Source organism: Grimontia marina (assembly GCF_900060185.1).
GTDB classification, from domain to species: Bacteria; Pseudomonadota; Gammaproteobacteria; order Enterobacterales; family Vibrionaceae; genus Enterovibrio; species Enterovibrio marinus.
Map to the genome: position 1 here is coordinate 22,013 of NZ_FIZY01000007.1, position 19,274 is coordinate 41,286.

The 19,274-nt window shown below is 45.4% G+C and carries 27 protein-coding genes; 22 read left to right on the top strand and 5 right to left on the bottom strand.

The window, feature by feature from the left end; translation table 11 throughout:
• Positions 1-37: 37 nt before the first annotated feature.
• The 6 genes from GMA8713_RS05310 to GMA8713_RS05335 all read left to right on the top strand — a co-directional run bounded on the left by GMA8713_RS05310 (position 38) and on the right by GMA8713_RS05335 (position 7,225).
• Entirely contained in the window at positions 38-865 is an 828-nt protein-coding gene (locus tag GMA8713_RS05310) for a hypothetical protein (RefSeq protein ID WP_062706558.1), read from the top strand.
• A 421-nt stretch (positions 866-1,286) separates the two neighbouring features.
• A complete protein-coding gene (locus GMA8713_RS05315) occupies positions 1,287-2,534 on the top strand; it encodes an ABC-three component system protein (protein ID WP_062706560.1) in 1,248 nt (415 codons plus the stop codon).
• Entirely contained in the window at positions 2,527-3,216 is a 690-nt protein-coding gene (locus tag GMA8713_RS05320) for an ABC-three component system middle component 1 (RefSeq protein ID WP_062706562.1), read from the top strand. Before GMA8713_RS05315 ends, GMA8713_RS05320 begins: the two co-directional genes overlap by 8 nt.
• A complete protein-coding gene (locus tag GMA8713_RS05325) occupies positions 3,182-5,515 on the top strand; it encodes an AAA family ATPase (RefSeq protein WP_062706563.1) in 2,334 nt (777 codons plus the stop codon). The genes GMA8713_RS05320 and GMA8713_RS05325 overlap by 35 nt, the downstream gene beginning before the upstream one ends.
• Before the next feature lie 311 nt (positions 5,516-5,826).
• Positions 5,827-6,255 (top strand): hypothetical protein, encoded by a 429-nt coding sequence (locus tag GMA8713_RS05330; RefSeq protein WP_062706564.1) that lies wholly within the window; start codon positions 5,827-5,829, stop codon positions 6,253-6,255.
• A 121-nt stretch (positions 6,256-6,376) separates the two neighbouring features.
• Positions 6,377-7,225, top strand: coding sequence for a hypothetical protein (locus GMA8713_RS05335; protein WP_062706567.1), 849 nt, complete (start codon positions 6,377-6,379; stop codon positions 7,223-7,225).
• Between the two features lie 200 nt (positions 7,226-7,425).
• Here GMA8713_RS05335 and GMA8713_RS05340 read toward each other — a convergent pair whose 3' ends face one another.
• From GMA8713_RS05340 to GMA8713_RS05360, 5 genes are all read right to left on the bottom strand, one after another.
• Positions 7,426-8,424, bottom strand: a complete 999-nt coding sequence (locus tag GMA8713_RS05340) for a hypothetical protein (RefSeq protein WP_062706568.1) — start codon at positions 8,422-8,424, stop codon at positions 7,426-7,428.
• A gap of 5 nt (positions 8,425-8,429) precedes the next feature.
• Positions 8,430-9,356 carry a Rad52/Rad22 family DNA repair protein gene (locus tag GMA8713_RS05345; RefSeq protein WP_062706570.1) on the bottom strand — a complete coding sequence of 309 codons (927 nt, stop codon included), beginning with the start codon at positions 9,354-9,356 and terminating at the stop codon, positions 8,430-8,432.
• A 2-nt stretch (positions 9,357-9,358) separates the two neighbouring features.
• Complete coding sequence (locus GMA8713_RS05350; RefSeq protein ID WP_062706571.1) at positions 9,359-9,739, bottom strand: hypothetical protein; 381 nt, start codon at positions 9,737-9,739, stop codon at positions 9,359-9,361.
• A gap of 92 nt (positions 9,740-9,831) precedes the next feature.
• Entirely contained in the window at positions 9,832-10,068 is a 237-nt protein-coding gene (locus tag GMA8713_RS05355) for a hypothetical protein (protein ID WP_062706573.1), read from the bottom strand.
• A gap of 228 nt (positions 10,069-10,296) precedes the next feature.
• On the bottom strand, positions 10,297-10,971 hold the full coding sequence (locus tag GMA8713_RS05360) for a S24 family peptidase (protein WP_062706574.1): 675 nt from the start codon (positions 10,969-10,971) through the stop codon (positions 10,297-10,299).
• Between the two features lie 131 nt (positions 10,972-11,102).
• Here GMA8713_RS05360 and GMA8713_RS05365 point away from each other — a divergent pair, with 131 nt between their 5' ends.
• The 16 genes from GMA8713_RS05365 (at position 11,103) to GMA8713_RS05445 (ending at position 19,083) form a co-directional block, all read left to right on the top strand.
• Positions 11,103-11,381, top strand: coding sequence for a hypothetical protein (locus GMA8713_RS05365; RefSeq protein ID WP_062706576.1), 279 nt, complete (start codon positions 11,103-11,105; stop codon positions 11,379-11,381).
• Positions 11,350-11,754 carry a hypothetical protein gene (locus GMA8713_RS05370; RefSeq protein WP_062706578.1) on the top strand — a complete coding sequence of 135 codons (405 nt, stop codon included), beginning with the start codon at positions 11,350-11,352 and terminating at the stop codon, positions 11,752-11,754. The genes GMA8713_RS05365 and GMA8713_RS05370 overlap by 32 nt, the downstream gene beginning before the upstream one ends.
• Positions 11,755-11,987: 233 nt before the next feature.
• On the top strand, positions 11,988-12,827 hold the full coding sequence (locus tag GMA8713_RS05380) for a hypothetical protein (protein WP_062706582.1): 840 nt from the start codon (positions 11,988-11,990) through the stop codon (positions 12,825-12,827).
• Positions 12,814-13,443 (top strand): DUF6475 domain-containing protein, encoded by a 630-nt coding sequence (locus GMA8713_RS05385; RefSeq protein ID WP_062706584.1) that lies wholly within the window; start codon positions 12,814-12,816, stop codon positions 13,441-13,443. The genes GMA8713_RS05380 and GMA8713_RS05385 overlap by 14 nt, the downstream gene beginning before the upstream one ends.
• A 30-nt stretch (positions 13,444-13,473) precedes the next feature.
• On the top strand, positions 13,474-13,815 hold the full coding sequence (locus GMA8713_RS05390; RefSeq protein WP_062706586.1) for a hypothetical protein: 342 nt from the start codon (positions 13,474-13,476) through the stop codon (positions 13,813-13,815).
• 39 nt (positions 13,816-13,854) lie between these two features.
• Positions 13,855-14,238: a hypothetical protein gene (locus GMA8713_RS05395; protein ID WP_062706588.1), complete on the top strand. Its 384-nt coding sequence runs from the start codon at positions 13,855-13,857 to the stop codon at positions 14,236-14,238.
• A 112-nt stretch (positions 14,239-14,350) separates the two neighbouring features.
• Positions 14,351-14,938 carry a DUF1367 family protein gene (locus tag GMA8713_RS05400; RefSeq protein ID WP_232314366.1) on the top strand — a complete coding sequence of 196 codons (588 nt, stop codon included), beginning with the start codon at positions 14,351-14,353 and terminating at the stop codon, positions 14,936-14,938.
• A 92-nt stretch (positions 14,939-15,030) separates the two neighbouring features.
• Entirely contained in the window at positions 15,031-15,273 is a 243-nt protein-coding gene (locus GMA8713_RS05405; RefSeq protein WP_232314372.1) for a nuclease domain-containing protein, read from the top strand.
• Positions 15,266-15,742, top strand: a complete 477-nt coding sequence (locus tag GMA8713_RS05410; protein ID WP_062706592.1) for a VRR-NUC domain-containing protein — start codon at positions 15,266-15,268, stop codon at positions 15,740-15,742. The genes GMA8713_RS05405 and GMA8713_RS05410 overlap by 8 nt, the downstream gene beginning before the upstream one ends.
• On the top strand, positions 15,739-16,533 hold the full coding sequence (locus tag GMA8713_RS05415) for a TIGR02642 family protein (protein ID WP_062706595.1): 795 nt from the start codon (positions 15,739-15,741) through the stop codon (positions 16,531-16,533). The genes GMA8713_RS05410 and GMA8713_RS05415 overlap by 4 nt, the downstream gene beginning before the upstream one ends.
• Positions 16,534-16,544: 11 nt before the next feature.
• A complete protein-coding gene (locus GMA8713_RS05420) occupies positions 16,545-16,730 on the top strand; it encodes a hypothetical protein (protein WP_062706597.1) in 186 nt (61 codons plus the stop codon).
• 15 nt (positions 16,731-16,745) lie between these two features.
• Entirely contained in the window at positions 16,746-17,000 is a 255-nt protein-coding gene (locus GMA8713_RS05425; RefSeq protein ID WP_062706599.1) for a hypothetical protein, read from the top strand.
• A complete protein-coding gene (locus tag GMA8713_RS05430) occupies positions 16,990-17,616 on the top strand; it encodes a DUF2026 family protein (protein ID WP_062706602.1) in 627 nt (208 codons plus the stop codon). The genes GMA8713_RS05425 and GMA8713_RS05430 overlap by 11 nt, the downstream gene beginning before the upstream one ends.
• Positions 17,617-17,722: 106 nt before the next feature.
• Positions 17,723-17,956 carry a hypothetical protein gene (locus tag GMA8713_RS05435; RefSeq protein WP_198159453.1) on the top strand — a complete coding sequence of 78 codons (234 nt, stop codon included), beginning with the start codon at positions 17,723-17,725 and terminating at the stop codon, positions 17,954-17,956.
• Positions 17,957-18,072: 116 nt separating this feature from the next.
• Positions 18,073-18,507: a hypothetical protein gene (locus GMA8713_RS27260; protein ID WP_157515493.1), complete on the top strand. Its 435-nt coding sequence runs from the start codon at positions 18,073-18,075 to the stop codon at positions 18,505-18,507.
• Positions 18,508-18,666: 159 nt separating this feature from the next.
• Positions 18,667-19,083, top strand: coding sequence for a GFA family protein (locus GMA8713_RS05445; protein WP_062706608.1), 417 nt, complete (start codon positions 18,667-18,669; stop codon positions 19,081-19,083).
• Positions 19,084-19,274 lie beyond the last annotated feature (191 nt).

Consider the following 19,274-nt stretch of genomic DNA (forward strand, 5'->3'; position numbering starts at 1 on the left):
GGTGAGCAAGGCGTTAGGTTTTTATTTGGGAAGTTAAATGTTGACTGAAATATTGAGCGTAGTTGAATCAGTACCTAATGTGGTCTGGAGCGGAATAGTAGCTTCTTGCCTAACATTATTTGGTGTGTTTTTGACTAACAAAGGTAATGCTCAAAGGCAGCGAGACCTACTTGAACATGAGAAAATAAAGTATAAGTCAGAGCAACAATTAAACCTTAAAAAAGAGGTTTATTTGAATTTAGCTGATTCTTTTGCTGGCGCATTAGGCGTCATTCCAAAATTGATAAATCTTGATTTATCTACACAAGAAATCGAGAAAATATTAAAAAACCATAGTGGGTCAATTGCAAAGTCGTACTTGGTAGCGAGAGAGTCAACGGTATCTGAGATTTTGGACTTCTCTGCTGAGACTGCCGAAGCTCTTCTACCGCTATTCAAACAACGGGCAATTTTGTTAGGTCACAAAAAAGCAATCGAAATTTATCAGTCAACGATCGATGCAGCGAGTGAAGAAAAAAATCGAATTTTATCTATGTTTAAAGAGCTGAATTTTCAAAACAACAAAGATTCTTCTTTATATGACTACTTGAATGGTAGTTACGAGCTAAATGATAAAATTTCACGTGAAAACAACGAGCTAAAGTCTGAGCAAGAATTGATTTTAAGAAAGCTTCATATAGAATTTACTCGCAAGTGTTTGCAGGAACATAGTCGATTACTAAGCTCATTACCCAAGATGACGATTGCTCTTCGTGAGGAGTTAGAAAGTGATGAAAATCCAGCAATATTCATTGCCGCTCTAAATCGTAATATCGAGAGAATGTCCGGGGCTTACGATGAGTTACTCGATGAACCTCAAACCTAACACATATGAGCCCTGCTCCGGTCAATAGGTAATAGCATTCTTGTGGCTGCGCCGCGCAGCCATTCCTCACACCTCAAAGATAACACCACCACATTTCAACTTCCTGATTTATTTACCTCATAAATACAAACGGTTATTGATTGTTCACTCAATAATAAATCGGTCCTTCATGCGATCGAAATCAAATCTGCTTTTATGCACTTTATGGTACATTCCCGTCAAAAGTTTTAGACAGTGATGGCGTGTTGCGTGCCGATAAGCAAAGGGCGGTAGCTTTACACGGGATTTGGGAACGGCCATCTCACAAGACACTTTAATAAAGTCAGTTAATGAGAGTGTTCTTTGTTTTTTCTAGGTGTACCTGTCCTAAGTGGTTTTTACATTTTATAAATTTTCGTATGTTTATTAGAGTGATAAGTAATTGACAGCTGTAACAGAACAAATAGCGAACAGTAGTGCGATCCCTGCTTGGAGTGGGTTTGTTTATCAAGGCAAAGTAGCACTTTATCATGCGATACGTCTCCTTGTTCAAGGTAACAGCAATGCCCACTACTTGAAGGTAGAAACCTTAGAAGATTTTGTAATATACGCGAATAATCATGAGGTTATATCTCTTCATCAAGTAAAAACGATGCGAAGCGGTTATCGTTCGGCATACGAGACCGCTTTGAAACAAGCTTCTAAAGTAGTGGATAGATGCAATAGTAGGTGGTTTCACGTCTCCGTAGAGCTTGATGACGTTTCTGACAGAGAGGCAAACGCCGCAGAGTGTGAGTATCTTGTTCAATTTTATACATACCACGACGGACGTCGATATGTTGAGACAGGAAGTATTGATACGAGGCTTACTGAAATTGTCACGCAGTACCTCGGATCCAGCGAACTAGAAATCACGAGCCAGCTTGTTGAGCACAAGCTGGCTAAACTTCAAATGCTTTTGGCAGCGCGTGTGAATCTGGCACATCACCGCAATCAGCATGGTGAAATGACAAAGTTTGAAGCAGCCAATTCTATTCCGGTTTATTTTTCTGAGATCGAAGAGTGTCTTTACTCTGAAGCAATTCAAGATGATGACTATGATGCAATACTATTCAAATTCAGAAAAACGTTATTGGATAGGACCGATAGCTTACTAGACGCTAACCAGGCCGATTACAGCCTTGACCTAAATGACCTCTGTAGATGTCGCCATGTTATTGCTGGTATGGAAATCGAACGATTGACCAGACTGTACTATTCAAAGGTGCCTAATCAAAAGTGTATCTCGCTGAACGGCTTTAGTGTGAACACTGTCGATATTTATCTCGACATTATCGCTGAAATACAAGGTATTCGAACTGCGAATGACTTACCACATTATTTTAAGAGTCACCTAGGTACTTTTTTACCAACCGCGATGCAATTTAAGCGTACCAATAAACGTCTTAACATTAACGACATTCAAGACAACATCTCTGGTATGCGTGGAAATCCAGTAGTACAAGATGTGCTTTATGATTATGAAAACCTAATTGTCGAGATGAATAGCAGTCCATTTAAACTAAGTGATCAATCCATTAGTGTAGGAAGATTCACTGATATCAGCGAAGCTGATAAAAATAGGCTAACTAAGATAAATAACGTGAGATTTGTATCAGTCAGTGATGCAAGTAGTGAAATAAATGATTAATAAAATAATTACAGCATTATCGAGCACCTCTCCCTGCCAGTTTAAGTTGGTTAAACAAGAATCAGAAATATTTTCTTTTTATCAAGCCACATCCCCTTGTTATCAAAGGCTTTTGGTTGTGGTGCATGTTGAAAAATTAATGCAGCCTAGTGAGCTTAACCAATGGGTGTTGGCTAATACGCCTGATGAGTTAAGAGAGTTACCAGCTTTTGCTAAAAATACTGATGTAGTTGTTCTATTTAGATTAGAAAGCTTAGCGGATATCGTAAACTATGAATACAAAGTATTTTCTTTGGAAGAGGATGCTTATAGTTTCAAAAAACATGTTTTGTATTATTCTCAAGAAGAGCTGACTATATTAGATAAAATAGACACAAACAGCATAAGTGATTTAATAAAAGACCAAAATAAATTTTCACTTTATAAGAAGTCCCCTTTAGAAGAGTCAGAATATGGAATAGTCAGCCGTATTTTTATTAAATTACCTTTCTTATCTATTCCTGTAGATGAATCTGAGTTAGACGACCCATGTCTGTTAGCGGATACAGAATTACAAGAATCAGGACTATTAGAGTTGACTAATGAGTTTGAAAGTCTGTTAGCGAGCGTTGGCTCTGACTATGAAGCTATTGTTGAGGAGTATATTCGTGGAAAAATGGCGAATTCACAGGCTGAAGATTAAAGGCTTTAAGGTGTTTACTGAGTTTGAGGAAAGTTACTCCAATAGCTTGGTTGTGTATGACGGGCCAAATGGATTCGGTAAAACATCATTATTTGATGCAAAACAAATACTATTTTGCAATAAGTTACCTAGAGTTGATGCTAGGCTCGGAGCACTCAAAGTCTCTGCGAATAAGAAGTTCTCAAAAAATCTATATCAAAACCATAACAGTGATGGTGATGTATCGATAATTGCTGAGCTTCGCATGGGTAATGAGTCTCTTTACATAATGCGGATGGCACGAGCTGTTGATTTGCGTAGGGGAAGTAACAAACCAAATAGCTTTGATGACTTCAAGTTATATGAGCTATCAAGCTTCGACAATAAATCTGATGCAAGATTGATTGAAGATGAATCTAAATTTTGGTCTGAAAAGCTTGGCGATAAGTTTCTGAATAACTTTTCTGTCTTGAATTATCTTCAGCAAGACAGCAAATCTATAGTTCTTCCCGATAAGTGTGATGAACGCTCAAGAACCGGGCAAATCGAACACCTAATTAACCTAGATCGTCTTAAGCGAAGAATTGAATATATTTCAAATCTAAAATCTGTAAGCAAAAAACAGTGGAGTTCCGCTAACTTTCAATTTCAAGAAGCTGTTCAAGATTTGAAAGAACTCGAAGGATCACTATTAAGCGAAGATGTAAAAGAAGTCTCCTACATAAAAATAACAGAATCGAACACGCCACCTAACTGGGATATGGAGCATCCATTTTCTACTCAAAACTTTAAGCAAATTGATGAGTTACTAGAGAAAGTGAACCTGCTCAAACGTACATATCTTGGCAAAAAAGAAATTGTCAAAAGGATAAGCAACAAGCAAAAGCTTGATTTTACTAAACGTGAAGAGTTTGGTTTAACCGTTAGATTATATCATCAATTTAAACGATTTAGTGGTTTAAAAAAGCAGAAAGCACGATTAAGTGAGCTTGAAAAATTATGTAATACACTTAAAAACGAACCAGCCAAGCTATCATCAATACACACAGATATTTTAAACACTTACCTAGATGAGGAAGTATCGAAAGAGTTAGAAAGGCTCTTGCAAGATAAAAATAAACTTCTTCTAGAGCAAGGAGGGCTGAGCTCAAAACAGGCGGACACACTCCAACTGCGTGATAAACTACTAGGCATCAGTGATGAAAACGACTCTGAGTGTCCTCTTTGTGGCTTTGATTATACTGAAAGGGTATTGCTAATCGAAGCTGTAGACGGTAAGACAAAGCGTTTGAAGCAACTCCTAGATGGGGTCGGTAAGAACATATCAGCGTGCTATCAAAGTATTGCAGTAATTCTAAACCCACTCAAAGACCAATATTTTCCGATCTTTGAAAAGCTCAAGTTGGAGTTTGAAGCTGTTTTGTATAATGACTTGAAGTTTCATGAACATCAGGCAGCGAGGCTAAAGAATATTGGGGATAGACTTATCTCGCTGGGAGTCGAACTCCCTAAAGATTATGCTGTAGAGGATGTGATTCAGGCGGAACAAATTGAGCAGGTTAGAAATCATCTGTTAAAATCGCTTGAACCAGAAGAAGACATTATCACAAACCAAGAAGTTAATTTTTTCTTGGAAAATTTTGGTGACATCAGAAAGCTAGAGAATCTGACTGAAGATGTAATAGAGTCAAAGAAGCACTACATCCAAAAGCGGTACAATTTAGCAGTCAACTCTTCAATTGCTAAGAAGAGAAAAAACTTGGCTAGCTCTAGTGAAAGAGCAACACATCTAAAAACTATGAATGACCAGCTCGGGCGTATTGAAACCAAGCTACAACACGCTCAGACTAACTACATACACCGTACCATCGGTCAGATGGAATCACTATTTCACATTTATAGTGGTCGTTTGCTTCAAAATTATCAAAGCGGTTTGGGCGTGTTCATTGACATGCCTATGGGACAACGAAAAAATGCAATTATGAACTTTACCACTGCTAGAGATTCACAACATGATGCTACGTTGTCGATGAGCAGTGGACAAATTAGCGCATTATCATTGTCATTATTCTTAGCCTTGAATAAAAAATACGCAAAAACAGCCTTCGTATTTATTGATGATCCCACTCAATGTATGGATGAGATTAATATTGCATCATTAAGTGACTTGCTACGAGTGGAGCTTCGAGATCGTCAAGTCATAATTTCAACCCATGAGCAAGACATCTCAGACTACTTGTGCTATCGATATAAAAAAGCTGGTCTTGATAGACAGCAGGTAAATTTGTTAGAAAAATCCAAGGTTGCGGCTTTAAATTAGCTCTGTGAGCCAAGTTATAACTCTCTTTGGCGCTCTTAAATTTATAAATTTGTCTATATTGATTTACTCAAACTCAAGTAATCCCAAATAGTAAATTTATAGCTTTAGTTCTAACCCGTTCTTGTCCATTTTTGAGTTGGCTATGATGGCTAACTCAAAATTGCCCAAATTAAGCCAGTATCATTTTTGATAAGGTGTGTGAAAGCCTCCTATTCACCTTAATTTTTGTAATCCGAATGTACTTTTCTTATGTTGATACACACAGAAATCGCCCATTATTGTAACGTTAAGCAGCTAGGAGATAATAAAATATGAGCAAGCAACAACATCCCAGAAAAGCTGTAGAAAACTTTAAGACGATCATGCAAATACTCAGTCCGTCACGGACGAAAATTATAGTTTTCACGTTTTCTTTCGTTCTGCTTTTCGGCTATTCGGTCAATTCAGAACAATTTACTTTGTTGAAATCAATTTTGCTTGTTTACTCATACATACTCGGTCTTTCTGTGTATTCATTGAATAGGCTATCCCAAGTTAAGAATGACATCGAGTATCTATCTCAGGAGCACTTCGGTGACTTTCCTGTCCGACAGCCAGACGGTTTTGCTTGGGAAACGCCAGAAGGACAGCGTTTAGAGAGTGAGCGTTTGAATAAGCACTATAGCTACCGTATAGCGTTAATGTTGATTGGGTTTGCACTCATGATTTTGGGGTTGTGCTTGCTAACAGTGTTTGTATAAAAAGATCATGAACTGACATTTACTCGTAGTGCGTCTTTGTAAAATCTCTGTTATTCAGGTGTTTAAATTAGTTTTGGTCATAAAACGCTCTTTATTCAAACGTTAGCTTGAAAGAGGACCTATGGAAGTAAATAATGACATTTTGAGTGATTACATTGATTATTGCTATCAACAATTGAATCACGAATTTATAAATTGCAACATTAGAAAGTCTGATGCTATTTATTTGTATCAGAGATTTAAATGTCGGATAGTCCCACAAAGAGTAAGAGGCATAAACGAAGCTAACGGATTTCAAGTACCAGAACACTTTCAAGAAGCATATGAGAGTATAAAGGCTGACATTGTTGCTGGAAGTGACTTAAGAAAATATCAAAGTCGGAACTTGAAGAAATTGGATTATGATGATGACATACTGTCACATTGGGGGATTCAGCATTTTCATTTAAGTAACGATGTTGAATCGGATGGTTTTGTTTCTCGAACTGGTGATTTGCTATTTATTCATTTTACTAATTCAACTGCATATATACTTGGTATATTTAATCATCGTTCATGGTGTAATTTGGACCTCATTGAGGTCTTGCATCGTAACTGGCCTGAGCATATGTCTAAGTTCAAGATGAACAGTGGAATGAGTCCGTTAACCGAAACCAACTACAAAACGCTTAGAAAAAAGAGTGGAAATGCAAATATTGTTGTTGAGGATGGCACTGAGTATATAGCTCCGGGAATGGGTGTAAGCTCTAATGGCGCCCCTATTCAAGCAACGTTTAACAGCGATAAGTTAAAGTTCATGTTTAATAGCTATTTTGAGGCTATTGTCAATAATTTAGAGCAGATTTTGAACTACTCTGCTGAAAGCCGAGAATTGTCCGAAATTACCATTGGTCTAGAGTTGAATGGTGAGTTAAGAGATTTCGTTTTTGTAGTAAAAGAAACTGGTTTTCGCTTTACTATTCCCAGTTAACACATATAAACCTTTGTCCGGTCAATTGGTAGTATCATTCTTTTGGCTGCGTCAGCAGCCAACTCTCTCACACAACAAAGCCGTCCACTACCTTTTCCCCTACCTGAAGTTATCCGAACTGTGCAGTCTCAAACGTCACTCCCAACTCGAAGTTGTCCATTTCCAATCTACAGCGCCTCCCTTGAGGCGCTCCTTCAAAGTTAAGCCGCACTGTCCATCAGTGCCGCAATCGCATCATCATAACCCGCCCATTTGTCTACGCCAGCCGCTTCCAGTGCAAGCAATGTCGCATCCCGCGCTTGTAGGTGCTGATGCTCCCATAGAGGGATTTTCACCATTTTTTGTGGTGCCTCTATGAGGTTTTCTTGAGGGAGGGCGAGTGCTTCTTTCTGCTCAGCCAAGAGATCCAGTTGCCTAATCGCATCCGATTTCGCAGATACCGCTTCTTTAAGACGTTCGCCATAAAACACCTCATCCAGTTCGAGTTGGCTTAGAGTCTCCCGACGTGTACGCACTGCTTGGACGTTTTCTTCCAGCGCATGCATGGCCGTCAGGCGAATTTCGTTGATGCTGTTCGTGACAGCTTGCTCGTGGAGCGCCTGCCGCTGGGTCTCGGCTTCCACGCATTTCACGATGGCATCGTTCACCTTCTTCACCGCCTGTTCCTTAGCGGTCAGCGCATCCCCGGTGAACTCGGCAAAGTCATCTTGGGTAATGGTCATCATCTCCAAGGCTTCGGCCATGTCATTGAGCTCTGCGAGGGTTTCGTCCCCGGTGGTGTTGCCGATCTGGTTGATATTGGTGATGCGAGACAAGATGCCTTGCTGACGCGCTTCTTCCAGCTCGTCTTGTATGGCTTGCCATTCATCGCGGGGTTTGAGGACAGCACTTCGAATACCTGCAAACTGCTCTTCCACATGCTTCTTAGTGGCCTTCACCGCTTTGACCTGCGATTCTGCATCCACCAACGCGTTATCAATGACCTTCACCACGGCGGTTTTGCTTTCACTGACTTTTCGAGCCAACGAACCAATGCGCTCACGGCCTTTGCGGGTTTCCACATCGGGTACTTCGCTTAACGCTTCATTGCGTACCGCTTCGATGACCTTTTCCACACTGTGTTTGCTTTGAAAGGCTTCAAAAGCAGTTTCAGGGGAAAGGGCAAGCACTTGGTCGAGAGAGGTGAGGGAGTTTTCCATGGTCTCTATCCTTCTTTGCTGGTCAGTACGTCACGTCTTTTGGTGTACTCAGACTTGAGGTACTCGATTGAGGACGCAGGTGACACGCCCAACTTGTCCGCTGAATTCGCCAGAATGCCGCAGTGCTTTTTATAGGCGTTGTCCAGCGTGGTCATGCTTGGCATGCCGTGAATGATGCGAGCGTATTCTTGGGCTTGTTGCTGAAGCTCGCTAAGGTGTTGCTGTTTGAACTGGTCACTCTTGGCATCCAGCTCTTTCATCTTCAATTGGCGCAGCTCTTGAAGCGTTTCCCGCGCCTCGGTGTCTTGGGCGGATTTGATGGCTTTAATCGCCTGACCGAGTGCGGCGGAGAGGGCTTCTTTGGTTTCTGCTGCTTTGACTGCCTCAAAGTATTCGGTGAAATCGATTCGGGGGAGCGCCCAGGCGGGGAGGGGAGGAAACGCCCAATCGATGTATTTGTCAGGGCCGCCCTTGGTTTTGACGACATGGACATTGCCGTAATGCTTGTCGCGCATGCCGATACACTGACGGCATTCTGCAAATACGGTGTCCATCTGATACAGATAACGACCTACACCCCATTGGACGGCGCAACGCTTCATGGCAGAAGAGCGGCCACCTTTAATTGCTTCAATGTGAGTGTTCTCGCTGGCGTCCCACTTGGTGACTTTCTTGTCACCGAACCAGACAGAAATGGCGCATTCACACCCGGTGATTTGATTGCCTGACACAATGTCTTTGAACTCGACTTCCCAACCAAACACACCAAAGACTTCATCAAACCTTTCTTGAACCGCCCTTGCCGTGATGTAAGGCACCACCATCGCCCAAGGTTTATCGCCTGCAAATCCAGCGCGTTGAATACGCCACTCGATATCATCAGGCGAAAACATGGCTTGGAGCTTTTCTTGAGATTCTTTTTGATCCGACATGGCTATGCTGCCTTTTTGCAAAGGTCTTCGTAAGCTGACTTGATGTCTGGCATTCTGCTTTCAATGAAGTCATCGAGCGCTGTTTTAAGGAACGCTTGGTGCATTGTTAGAAGCTGAGCATTGGTGTTTGCTGCGTTGGGCTCGTGGTTGATGACGAACTTCATCAGCCCATCGAGCGGGTATTGGCCATGTACCTCGAACTCGATAACAAACTGCGAGAAGTCGCTAAAGGTGAGGCCAGCAAACTCTCGATTGGCTAGCAAGCGTTGTTTGCCCATGTCGATGTAGTCGTTGAGTGCGGCTTGATGCTGGTCGTATTCATCAAGGTGGCGCATGTCATCGTTAAGGCAGCGGTCTAAGTGGTTATCAAATCCTAGTTTCATGTTATGCTTCCTTATGTGTTGGGCGTTTCCTGGTCGTTACGCCTTCACTCGCCAGTTACCTCTAGGGGTAATTGGTCGTTACCTCGGAAAGCTCATCTGGTCGATTGGCTTTCCACTTGGGAGCGAGATTCTTGGTCGTTGACCGCTCCCCTTAAGCGCCCTGGTTTACGCCAGGGCGTTTTCGTTTCTGGCACCACCACAACTTCTATCTGTGCGGGCGACACATCAAGCAGTGGATTGGTGGCTAAATCGAATTGCAGGCCACCTGCACAGGTCCCCGCTTTATCCAACTCTGATTGGGTCATTTCAACCACAAGTTTGATGTTCATGTTTTGTACCTCTTAAATTCACTGATATTGAATTGGACAAAACTAATGTAGGTTTCATTACGGGTCGCCGTCAATGTATGCCAGTAGAAAAGCTTACTGGTTGTTGGTATATGTGACGCTAGTCACGTTAATTGGTGAGTTAAGAGGGCGGGAAGGCGGTATGAGTTTTTGAGAGTGGCTTGTTGAAATCTGCCTCCCTCAGAGTAAAGGGAGGCTTGTCGTTTGCGGTTACACGGGTTTGACGTGCGCTACGACAGTTCCCTTGATTGTGAGGTATTTTGTAGGCTGAGTGTATCTCAGGGAAGAGGGTAGATCGGGGTTCAGAGCTTTCAAAAATACTTGATTATCAATCAACACAAGTTGCTTGAAAATGGCCTCAGAGTCTGGGCTTAGCTGGACAATTACAAATTTATCTTTGGCTGATTCTTGTTGGTCAGGATCAACATATATCCAATCACCTTCCGCGAAGCGATCCCCCATAGACTCGTCATTAACGGTCAGTATAAATGTCCTGGGACCGCATGGGACAGGGCATGCGCTGTAGGTGTAAGCACTATCAGGGTAGTCATTGTTTACAGTGAAAGACAGGGCTTCGTCCCATGATATGAACGGGCATTTTTGCTCAACGGCTGGACCAGGTTCTGAGCGGCTTAAGAGTTGGGTGAGAGCAAGTTCCTTTGGCTCGGTACCGTAAACCAACCACTCAGCATTGCACTTGAGCGACTTCGTTAAGGCCAACAAAATTTTATCCTTAACACTGCCTTGAATACCCATTTCGATATTTGAAAGCGTGACCCTGTTAAACCTTGAGTCTACTTGTTTCAAGATTGCCTTGGCTAAGTCTTCTTGCGAGAGACCAAGCTCCAGCCTTCTTAGTTTTACTCTCTCGCCTATTTGCATCATTCAGTATGTCTTTGTTCTGCGGTCTAATTTCTAATTCTCGCACAGCTGTATGTTTTTTCACTACGTAGAAAAACTAAAACACCCTTGTTTTTATCAGTAGGAAAGCTTACGGTTGGGTTTAGGAGGTGACTATGAACGACCCACTTTTTGACATTCTCAAGAGTACGTTTGGCACTGAAATAGCGATAGCTAGATTCTTCGGAACGGTTCGTGCAGCTCATTGGAAGCATCACGTTCCAGAAAACATCGCCTTGCTTTGCCATCTTATCCCCGACATCCCCTATACCTTCGATCCTATCCGCTACGGACGCGATGTGAAGGGCCTGAAACTAGTCCTTGTTAAACCACACCCAACGACCAACCCAGAGGTAACGACCAATGACCAAGATGTTTATTCAAAAGCGGCTTAACCAACTAGAGCAAAACCGACTTATCGGTAAGCCCGGCCTGTCCATTGATGAGGTGAGAGAGTCGCAAGTGAAATTGCGATTCACCAACAATGAAATTGAGCTTCTGACGATGATAAGCGAGCTGATCGGCTCCCCGAGGGCTGTGATTTCTAACGTCTTGTTGATGGACGGCGTCATCGATTTGCTTGCGTCTGATCCCGAGCTCTACGACGACGTGGTGAAAACCTGGGGAGAGAGGAATATGCCCAAGCTAGACCTTTTCCAAGAGGTAAACCGTCGCTCGAAGACCGTGTGTATTGAAGGCACGTTTTATCCGGTTTCCGACCAGCAAGGTCAAGACGCAGATAAGCCAGACCTGCCCATCGAGGGGTGAGTGATGTATGAACTTCTGAGGCTTTCTAGGGCGTTTTTGCGGGGCGAGAGCTCCGCAGAAGAGGTCTCTAATGAAATGGTCAGGAATGCGAAATTTGTTGACCTGGTTCTTGAGAAAGCTGCTGAGAGAAGAGATCTGCGCATTGACCAAGTTCGATGTTCTTTAGCTGCGTCCAATCTAGACCCCACCAGTGTGGGGTCTGCGCTGGACGAAGAACCACAGGGATTACACTGATGAGCATAGTCCGAGCCAAGAGAAGCCAAAATTTCACGATTATTGGCAATCATGTCTTCGAGGATGGACTGCTTTCGTTTCAAGCGATGGGGTTACTCTCGTACTTGCTGGCGAAGCCTGATAACTGGACGGTGAGCGTTGAACAACTCGTTAACGTGACGCAAGGAACGGCGAAACGGACGGGGAGAGAGGGCGTTTACAACATTCTGAGAGAACTGAAGTCTGCTGGCTTCATTCAGACGAAAAAACACGCCAACGGTAAGACAACCTATACGGTGTTTGACGCTCCGGTTTTTTGCCCGCCAGATACGGATAAGCCTAATCAGGCTAACCCGGAACAGGTACCCCCTAATCGGGCTGAGCCTAATCAGGGTAAGCCTAATCAGGCTGAGCCGACACTAATAAATACTGATCTTAAACAAGAACTGAGTTCTAACAAACTTGTGCAGAGCAAACCAAGTTTGCCTGCCGAGCAGATAGCCGCTTCGCTAAAACTCAAAGACAGAACCTACCACACCGTCACGACCAATGAGCGTGACGCCTACCAGACCTCTTTCCCTGATGTGGATATCAACCGGGAGCTTCTTCGCATGGTGGCATGGATTGATGCCAACCCCGCCAAGAGGAAAACCCGGTCAGGTATCAAGCGATTCATCAATGCCTGGCTATCCCGCGCGGCTAAACCCCCGGTGCGAGCCTCAGACTTCGCGTCACCACAAGCGCGGATTGAGGCGAACAACGAAGCCGCTGTTGCCGAGTGGCTTGCCAGTAAGCAACACAACACTTTCGACCATGAACCTAACGACCATCATGGGGGACAGACCAATGAAATCTGCTGAGCAGCAACAGCTTGCCAAACAGCTTCAAGCGATTATGGCGCTATACGGCAGGGCACTGTCACCGCCAGTGCTGGATGTCTGGTGGGAGGCTTTGCGGCATCTTGAGTTGACCACGGTGACAGAGGCACTCAAGCGACACATGCAAAACCCAGACGCAGGCCAATATCCTCCCAAGCCTGCTGACATTATCCGCCTTGTCGGGGGGACTTCCAACGACCGCGCCCTTGTCGCCTGGGCCAAAGTCAAAAAGGCCATTTCGAGTGTTGGCGCTTGGAACAGTGTGGTGTTTGACGATGCCATTATCCACAGCGTCATAGACCAAATGGGCGGCTGGAGTCCGCTGTGCCAAAGCAACGAAGAGGAGTTGCCCTTCAAGGCGAAGGAGTTTGAAAGCCGTTACCGGACATTGCTTTTCCATCCTGAGCCGACCTATCCAAGAAAGCTCATTGGCATGGCAGAAACCCATAACCAAGCGAACAACCAAGCCATCTCTGCACCGATGACGGTCGGTCACATCGATACGTGCAGAGCGGTATATCGAGGGGGCAGCAGTGGCGCACACGCTGTCGGCATGCTTCGACTGGAAGCGACAGAATCAACGCCCATCTTGCCCTAGTGCAAACCACCTAAAACGAGGTAGCGACCAATGACCACGACCTACACACCGACGAATATCAAATTGATGAGAAACACACTGGCTATCAATGGGTTTCAGAGTTTTGTCCGCATCATGAAGGAGAGGGCATGTTGCAAGTTGCCGGAACTCACCCAGCTCATCGTCTCAGAGACCGGATTTGAATTCAGCGAAGTCCGTGCTTGGAAAAAACACGGCGTAGATAACCGGAGCGCGGCGTTGGCGTTATGCGAGCTTGCAGAGAAATACAACGTGTACTTTGGCCTGCACATGCTCATTCCTACTCAGGAAGTGTGTGAAGCCTGGCTGACCTGGGAGCAAAAACATCCTGATACGGTCAAGCATGCCGCCTAACCCGGCGCACGGAATGACGATAGGAAAGAGGTGACGACCATGATTGTGAAACCCCATCCCATCAAGACACCCATCAAAGAGCACAACGCCATCAAGGAGGCGATAGCGAGCTGGCACAAGACGTATGAAGACCGTTTCCGTGTCTCCAGCCAGTTTGGCCGTGTGCTCAACGTGGCATCGGGTCCGGCATGGAAAACGCTGCGCCAGATAGAGGCGGACATCGCGTTTTTCTTCCCGGAAACCCCCGATACACAAGCGGCCATCTCGGCAAGGCTCAGAGAAGTGAGCCCGTCATTGTGCGGGCTGGTGAAGCAGCGTCGGCAGTACACGAGTGACAGCGGTAAGCAGGTGCATGTTTATCGTCTGGTACCCGCTGCATGGCTGGCTCTCACGCACGGCAATCACTTGGAGAAAGCAGCATGAGTGGCGTATGGATGGGCGTTCTGGTTTGGGCTGTCGTGATGGTGGTCGTTTACCTCCTTTGGCTTGGCTCAGACCTGGCAAAAGCCGATGAGCGCGAACATTGGGACGATGAATGATGGAGTTTTCTCTGGTGAAGGTAAGGGGAGGGATGTTCGTTCCCCACACCGACGAAGACAAGGAGCTGGCGGATAAAAAGCGAATTGGCACGGTGCTCACGGCGGATTTCCGTGAAACCCGTCATCCGAAGTTTCACCGCAAGTTCTTTGTGTTGCTGAAACTCGGTTTTGACTACTGGACGCCAGTAGGCGGCACAGTCTCCCCACACGAGCGCAACCTGGTGTATCGCTTTGCTAGTGAGCTTTCAAAGTGGGGTGGTGAACAGCAAACCATGCGGGAGGTTGCGAGCGGCTTTCTGGATGCGATGGCGCAAAAGCGGGCCAACCTCGATGTCGAAAAGAGCTTTGAAGCCTACCGCAAGTGGGCAGTGATGGAAGCGGGGTTTTATACGGTGGTCCATTACCCGAACGGCACAGTACGCAAAGAGGCCAAATCGATTTCCTTTGCCCGGATGGATAACACCGAGTTTTCCGAGGTGTACCGCGCCGTGTTTAACGTTATCTGGAATCACACATTACAACACCATTTTGACCGCGAAGCCGACGTTGAGCAGGCGGTCAATCAACTGATGGGGTTTGCATAATGGCTATCAAAACCCCGGCTTTACGCAGCCGGAAACTGACCGAAGCGGCGAGGGGGCAAACCTGCACGCTGCAAATCGTGGGGGTGTGCAACATGAACCCGGAAACGGTGGTGTTTGCGCATTTCCCGAGTGAGACCCACGGCATCGCCTACAAGAGCGATGACTTCTGGGGCGCGGATGTCTGTAGCGCCTGTCACGATGTGATAGACGGGCGCTGCGGGTATGCCTTCGAGCTTGGCGAACGGGAAGAGTACATGCTGAACGGACTTCACCGCACGCTGAGCCGACGTATCCGGGCAGGACTCATCACCGTGGAGGGCGGCGAGTATGTATGACAACGTGTTTAGCCTTGAGCAACAGCTTGGGCGTATCAGGCACCGGGGCGATGGCCGTGTCCAAAAGGTCCGTCGTGAGCCGGAAGCCGAGGAGTGCGCAGATCTGGTGCGTTGGGCGCGAAGAACCACCATCGCGGGTATCCGCGTCGGGGACTTTCTCACTCACATACCCAATGAAGGGAAGCGGGGTAAGAAGGCGCGTGCTGATTTTCACCGCCTGGGCGGTCAACCCGGCTACCCGGACTACTTACTCGATGTAGCGCGGTGCGGTTACTACGGACTGCGTATCGAAGCCAAGGCCCCCACAGGTGGGCGCATCACTGAAGACCAAAGAAAGTGGGAGGTGCGCTTAAGTGGACAGGGCTATCTGTTTGCTTACTGCTACAGCGCCGAAGAGATGAAAGGGCTGATTGCCGATTATCTCAAAGGACATATTGAGGGGCCAGACTCGGGAGGAACTGCCGCATGAGCCGAGGCATTGAACTCTTTATCCGTATGCATCTTGTGAAAACCACCGTCAACGATGAGCCTAGAGGCCGCCAGTTTATCCCTGGCGATGTCATCCTCTGCCTGCTCGGTAAGTTGCAGCGGGAAAACCCTATCGGCAGCGATGCGATTATGTGGCGCTGGCTGGATGATTTGCCCGCGATGGAGCGATTGGAAAAAGCCTTGGTGTCACTCATTCCCGATAACGCAAAACGGCGCGGTCTGTGTGAACACATCATCAGTCTCGCCATTGCCGTGTATGCAGATAAACCTCTCGCATCGCAGAGCCGGAAACTCACTGCGTTATGGCGCCAATATGGTGAACAGGCAACCCGGTCTAAACGACGGATAAAGCGTCTGCACGTTGATATCCGACAGCTTGAAAAGAATCGGATGCTGAGCTCTTCCACTGCCATTTGCCGCATCGAGGATGATATTTCGCGTAAGCAGGGACTCATTGACGATGAAAGAGCGAGACTCGATGCCTACGCCGTAAAGCAAGCCCAGAAGACCAACCTTTGTCCACGTTGTGGGGGAACGGGCTCACACAAAGTCGGTGAAACCTGCCCGTCGTGCCATGGCGGTGTGCTTATCGCGACGCCAGATACGGTTCGCCTGCACCTTCGCCACACCAACATAGGCCGGGTCTCAGACGCTATCTGGGAAAGGGAACTCAAACCACTCTTTGAACGAGTACTGACCGAGCTGCATGCCGCTCAGGGAGAGGCCGCTTTGACGCTGAATCAATGGCTGGAGAAAGAAGCGGCGGCATAAATTTAAGGGGAATGTTGACCATGGACTTAGCAGAAGCGATTGGCGAATCCGTTAAAACCGTGGGCGCAGAAGAAAGCGCGTCCATCATGGCCCGTGCGCTTTGCTGGCTGGCCCAGGTAGACGGCAACGATATCGAATTTACTTGTGACCTCGGCACCGTGACCATTGAATGCGCCGAGATCACCGCGAAGCATTAAAGGGGATTTGTGGCGATGGCTACTCACTACGATGACGACTACATCGACGCCCTGGAAAAGCAGATCGAAATCCTGGTGTATCACCTCCAGCTTGTTTGCCTGGACGTGGAAGCCTTACCGTCACACCAAGACATCTATGGCAAAGGGGCGCGTGAAATGATCTCCCGCCTTGAAGCCTTGGACGACACCCGAAAGACGGCCGAGAAGTTGGTCGGAGAACATTTTGAACTGATGAATGGCTGGAAAGGGAAGCTAAAGAATGAAGTATGATATAACACTTAAACAGTACGAACTTATTTATAAAATCGTTGCAAGCGTTGGGCGCGAGTTTTCTGCTGGACCAGGAAAGTCATGTCAACTCTATAACGTTTTTGGAGCCTTGATTTTGTCAGAGCTTTTTAAAGTGAAGGCTAAGCCTGTTATGGGAGCCGCTTTTATTCGACTCAATGAAAGTGGAGACACCCTTTCATTTGCAGTCGAAAAGGAAGGTCGGTTTTATAGTGGCCTCGATGCTTTTCACTGCTGGGTTGAGACCGAGAATAATATCATTGATTTCACTGCCCCAGAATATAGAGAGGCCCTTGCCCAAGCTGGGATTGCGACAAAAATACAAAGGAATATGCTCCAGAAAGAGAAGTCCTCAGTCTGCGCGAGCATTTATGATATGGCCAATGTTGGCGACATTTACTTTGAAGCAAACCCCAACCTAACTGGTTTCTTATTACAAGATGTATTGGTCACCCCTGCCATTCAAGATTTGGCAGGGGTATGTATTGAGTGGCATAAGAAGGGTAAGAAGAAGCTTTCCAAATTGGAAATTATTAATGACTTGTATGAAGTAACGACTCTCACACCAATAAATCACAAAGTCGTTGGGGCATGGTAAAAGGGGAATAGCGTCTTTGGTTAGTTTGTCTGTGTTTTGTGCCATCGCGGCACTCTATTTTTGGATTGGAGACCGTGCTACGTCATTAAAGGAAGCGTGTATCGCAATGCTTGTATTTATTGCGTACACGATTTTTAATGTGTTTGTTCCCCCGTTTCCGCTAGGGACTTCATCACAAATGGGGCAGCTATACGGTCTGGTACCCCTATTGTCTTTAGGGGCGATTTTATTCCCTCAAATCAACACCCAATCACCGGAGTCAGTGACACGTTCAATCGGTTGGATTGGCCTTGTGGCTGTCTCAATCGTCCTTGCCTGCTTCAAACTCTACGTCTGGTAGGTGACTATTGGATGCTTAACCAATGGATCGAGTTGGGAAGTTAAAAACACAGAGCTTTGCACTGTTGGTACATACAGGACTAGAAAAGGTGTCGCATAATACCGAAGCACGCCGTTTTGGGGTATTTTCACAAGGTCATTTTTGGCACTGCGAGAAAGAGGCTTAAAAACAAAGGGAAAGTTACTTTTAAAATACAGTGGCTTGTTATTGGTGGACAAAATGGGGTGTTTAATTGCCCCACTTTGGTATTGAATACACTGTTATATGCCTATGGGGACTTTATGTATCGCGTAACTTTAGTCTGTAGAGGGTTAAGAAAAGAAGATGGCCCAGAGGCCTCATCGGATATCATGAAAGAGTTTGAAAGCCACAGGAAATGGCATGCCAACCCAGCGTGTGCATGGGATGGTGAAAATCTAAAGTTTGTTTCAGAGACTGATTTTGACAACGATGGTCAAGCAACATTAGATGAATTTGGTGATTGTATCGCCGCATATGTGACCAATTATTGTGGTTCGCAAGTTGTCATTGAGTCGGTCGAAGAAATTTGAATTCGGCAAATAACAAAGCAATAAACGTAGACGCTTTGTCACTATGGCAGCTTTGCAAAGTGTTGTGTATACGAGGGATTAAAGCAGTTTGGGCGGTTTGGTAAGCGCCCGTTATTGCGACGTTTTAGCTGTCATCCATGTTCAGAGGAGGAACAATAAATGGACTATCCACTTAAAGGAGCATGCCAGTGCGGACAAGTTACCTATGAATTACATGACAAACCATTAATGGTCTTTGCTTGTCACTGTACAGAGTGTCAAAAGCTATCTACTAGCCCATTTAGCATCACAGCAGTGGTTGATACAGCGAAAATAGAGTTTTCTGGTCAACTGAAAAGTTGGGGGCGCGTAGCAGAGAGTGGCAATCGTAACTGTGCGATGTTTTGTCCAAACTGTGGAAACAGAATTTATCATTTCAACCCAGATGCACCAGAAACAGTTAAGTTAAAGTTAAAACCAATTGATCTGTCGTCAGCGGACATTTTTGAACCTCAAGCGCATGTTTGGGTTAGTGAAAAACTCGATTGGTATCATATACCAAATAATGTAAAGGTCTTTCCTAAGCAGCCGGGCTAGCAGCTAACAAATATGAATAAGTGTCGCGCAGCCGACACTTTATTTGGGTTATGCAAAAAAAGTATGGAAATCCATACAAATTAAAGCCACTTTTCACATTGCCATATAACACCCTAATTTCCTTAGATTTGATTGCACCTTGCCAAAAAGTGGTGTATTTTTAACCAATCATGACAAACCTCGCCCTGATT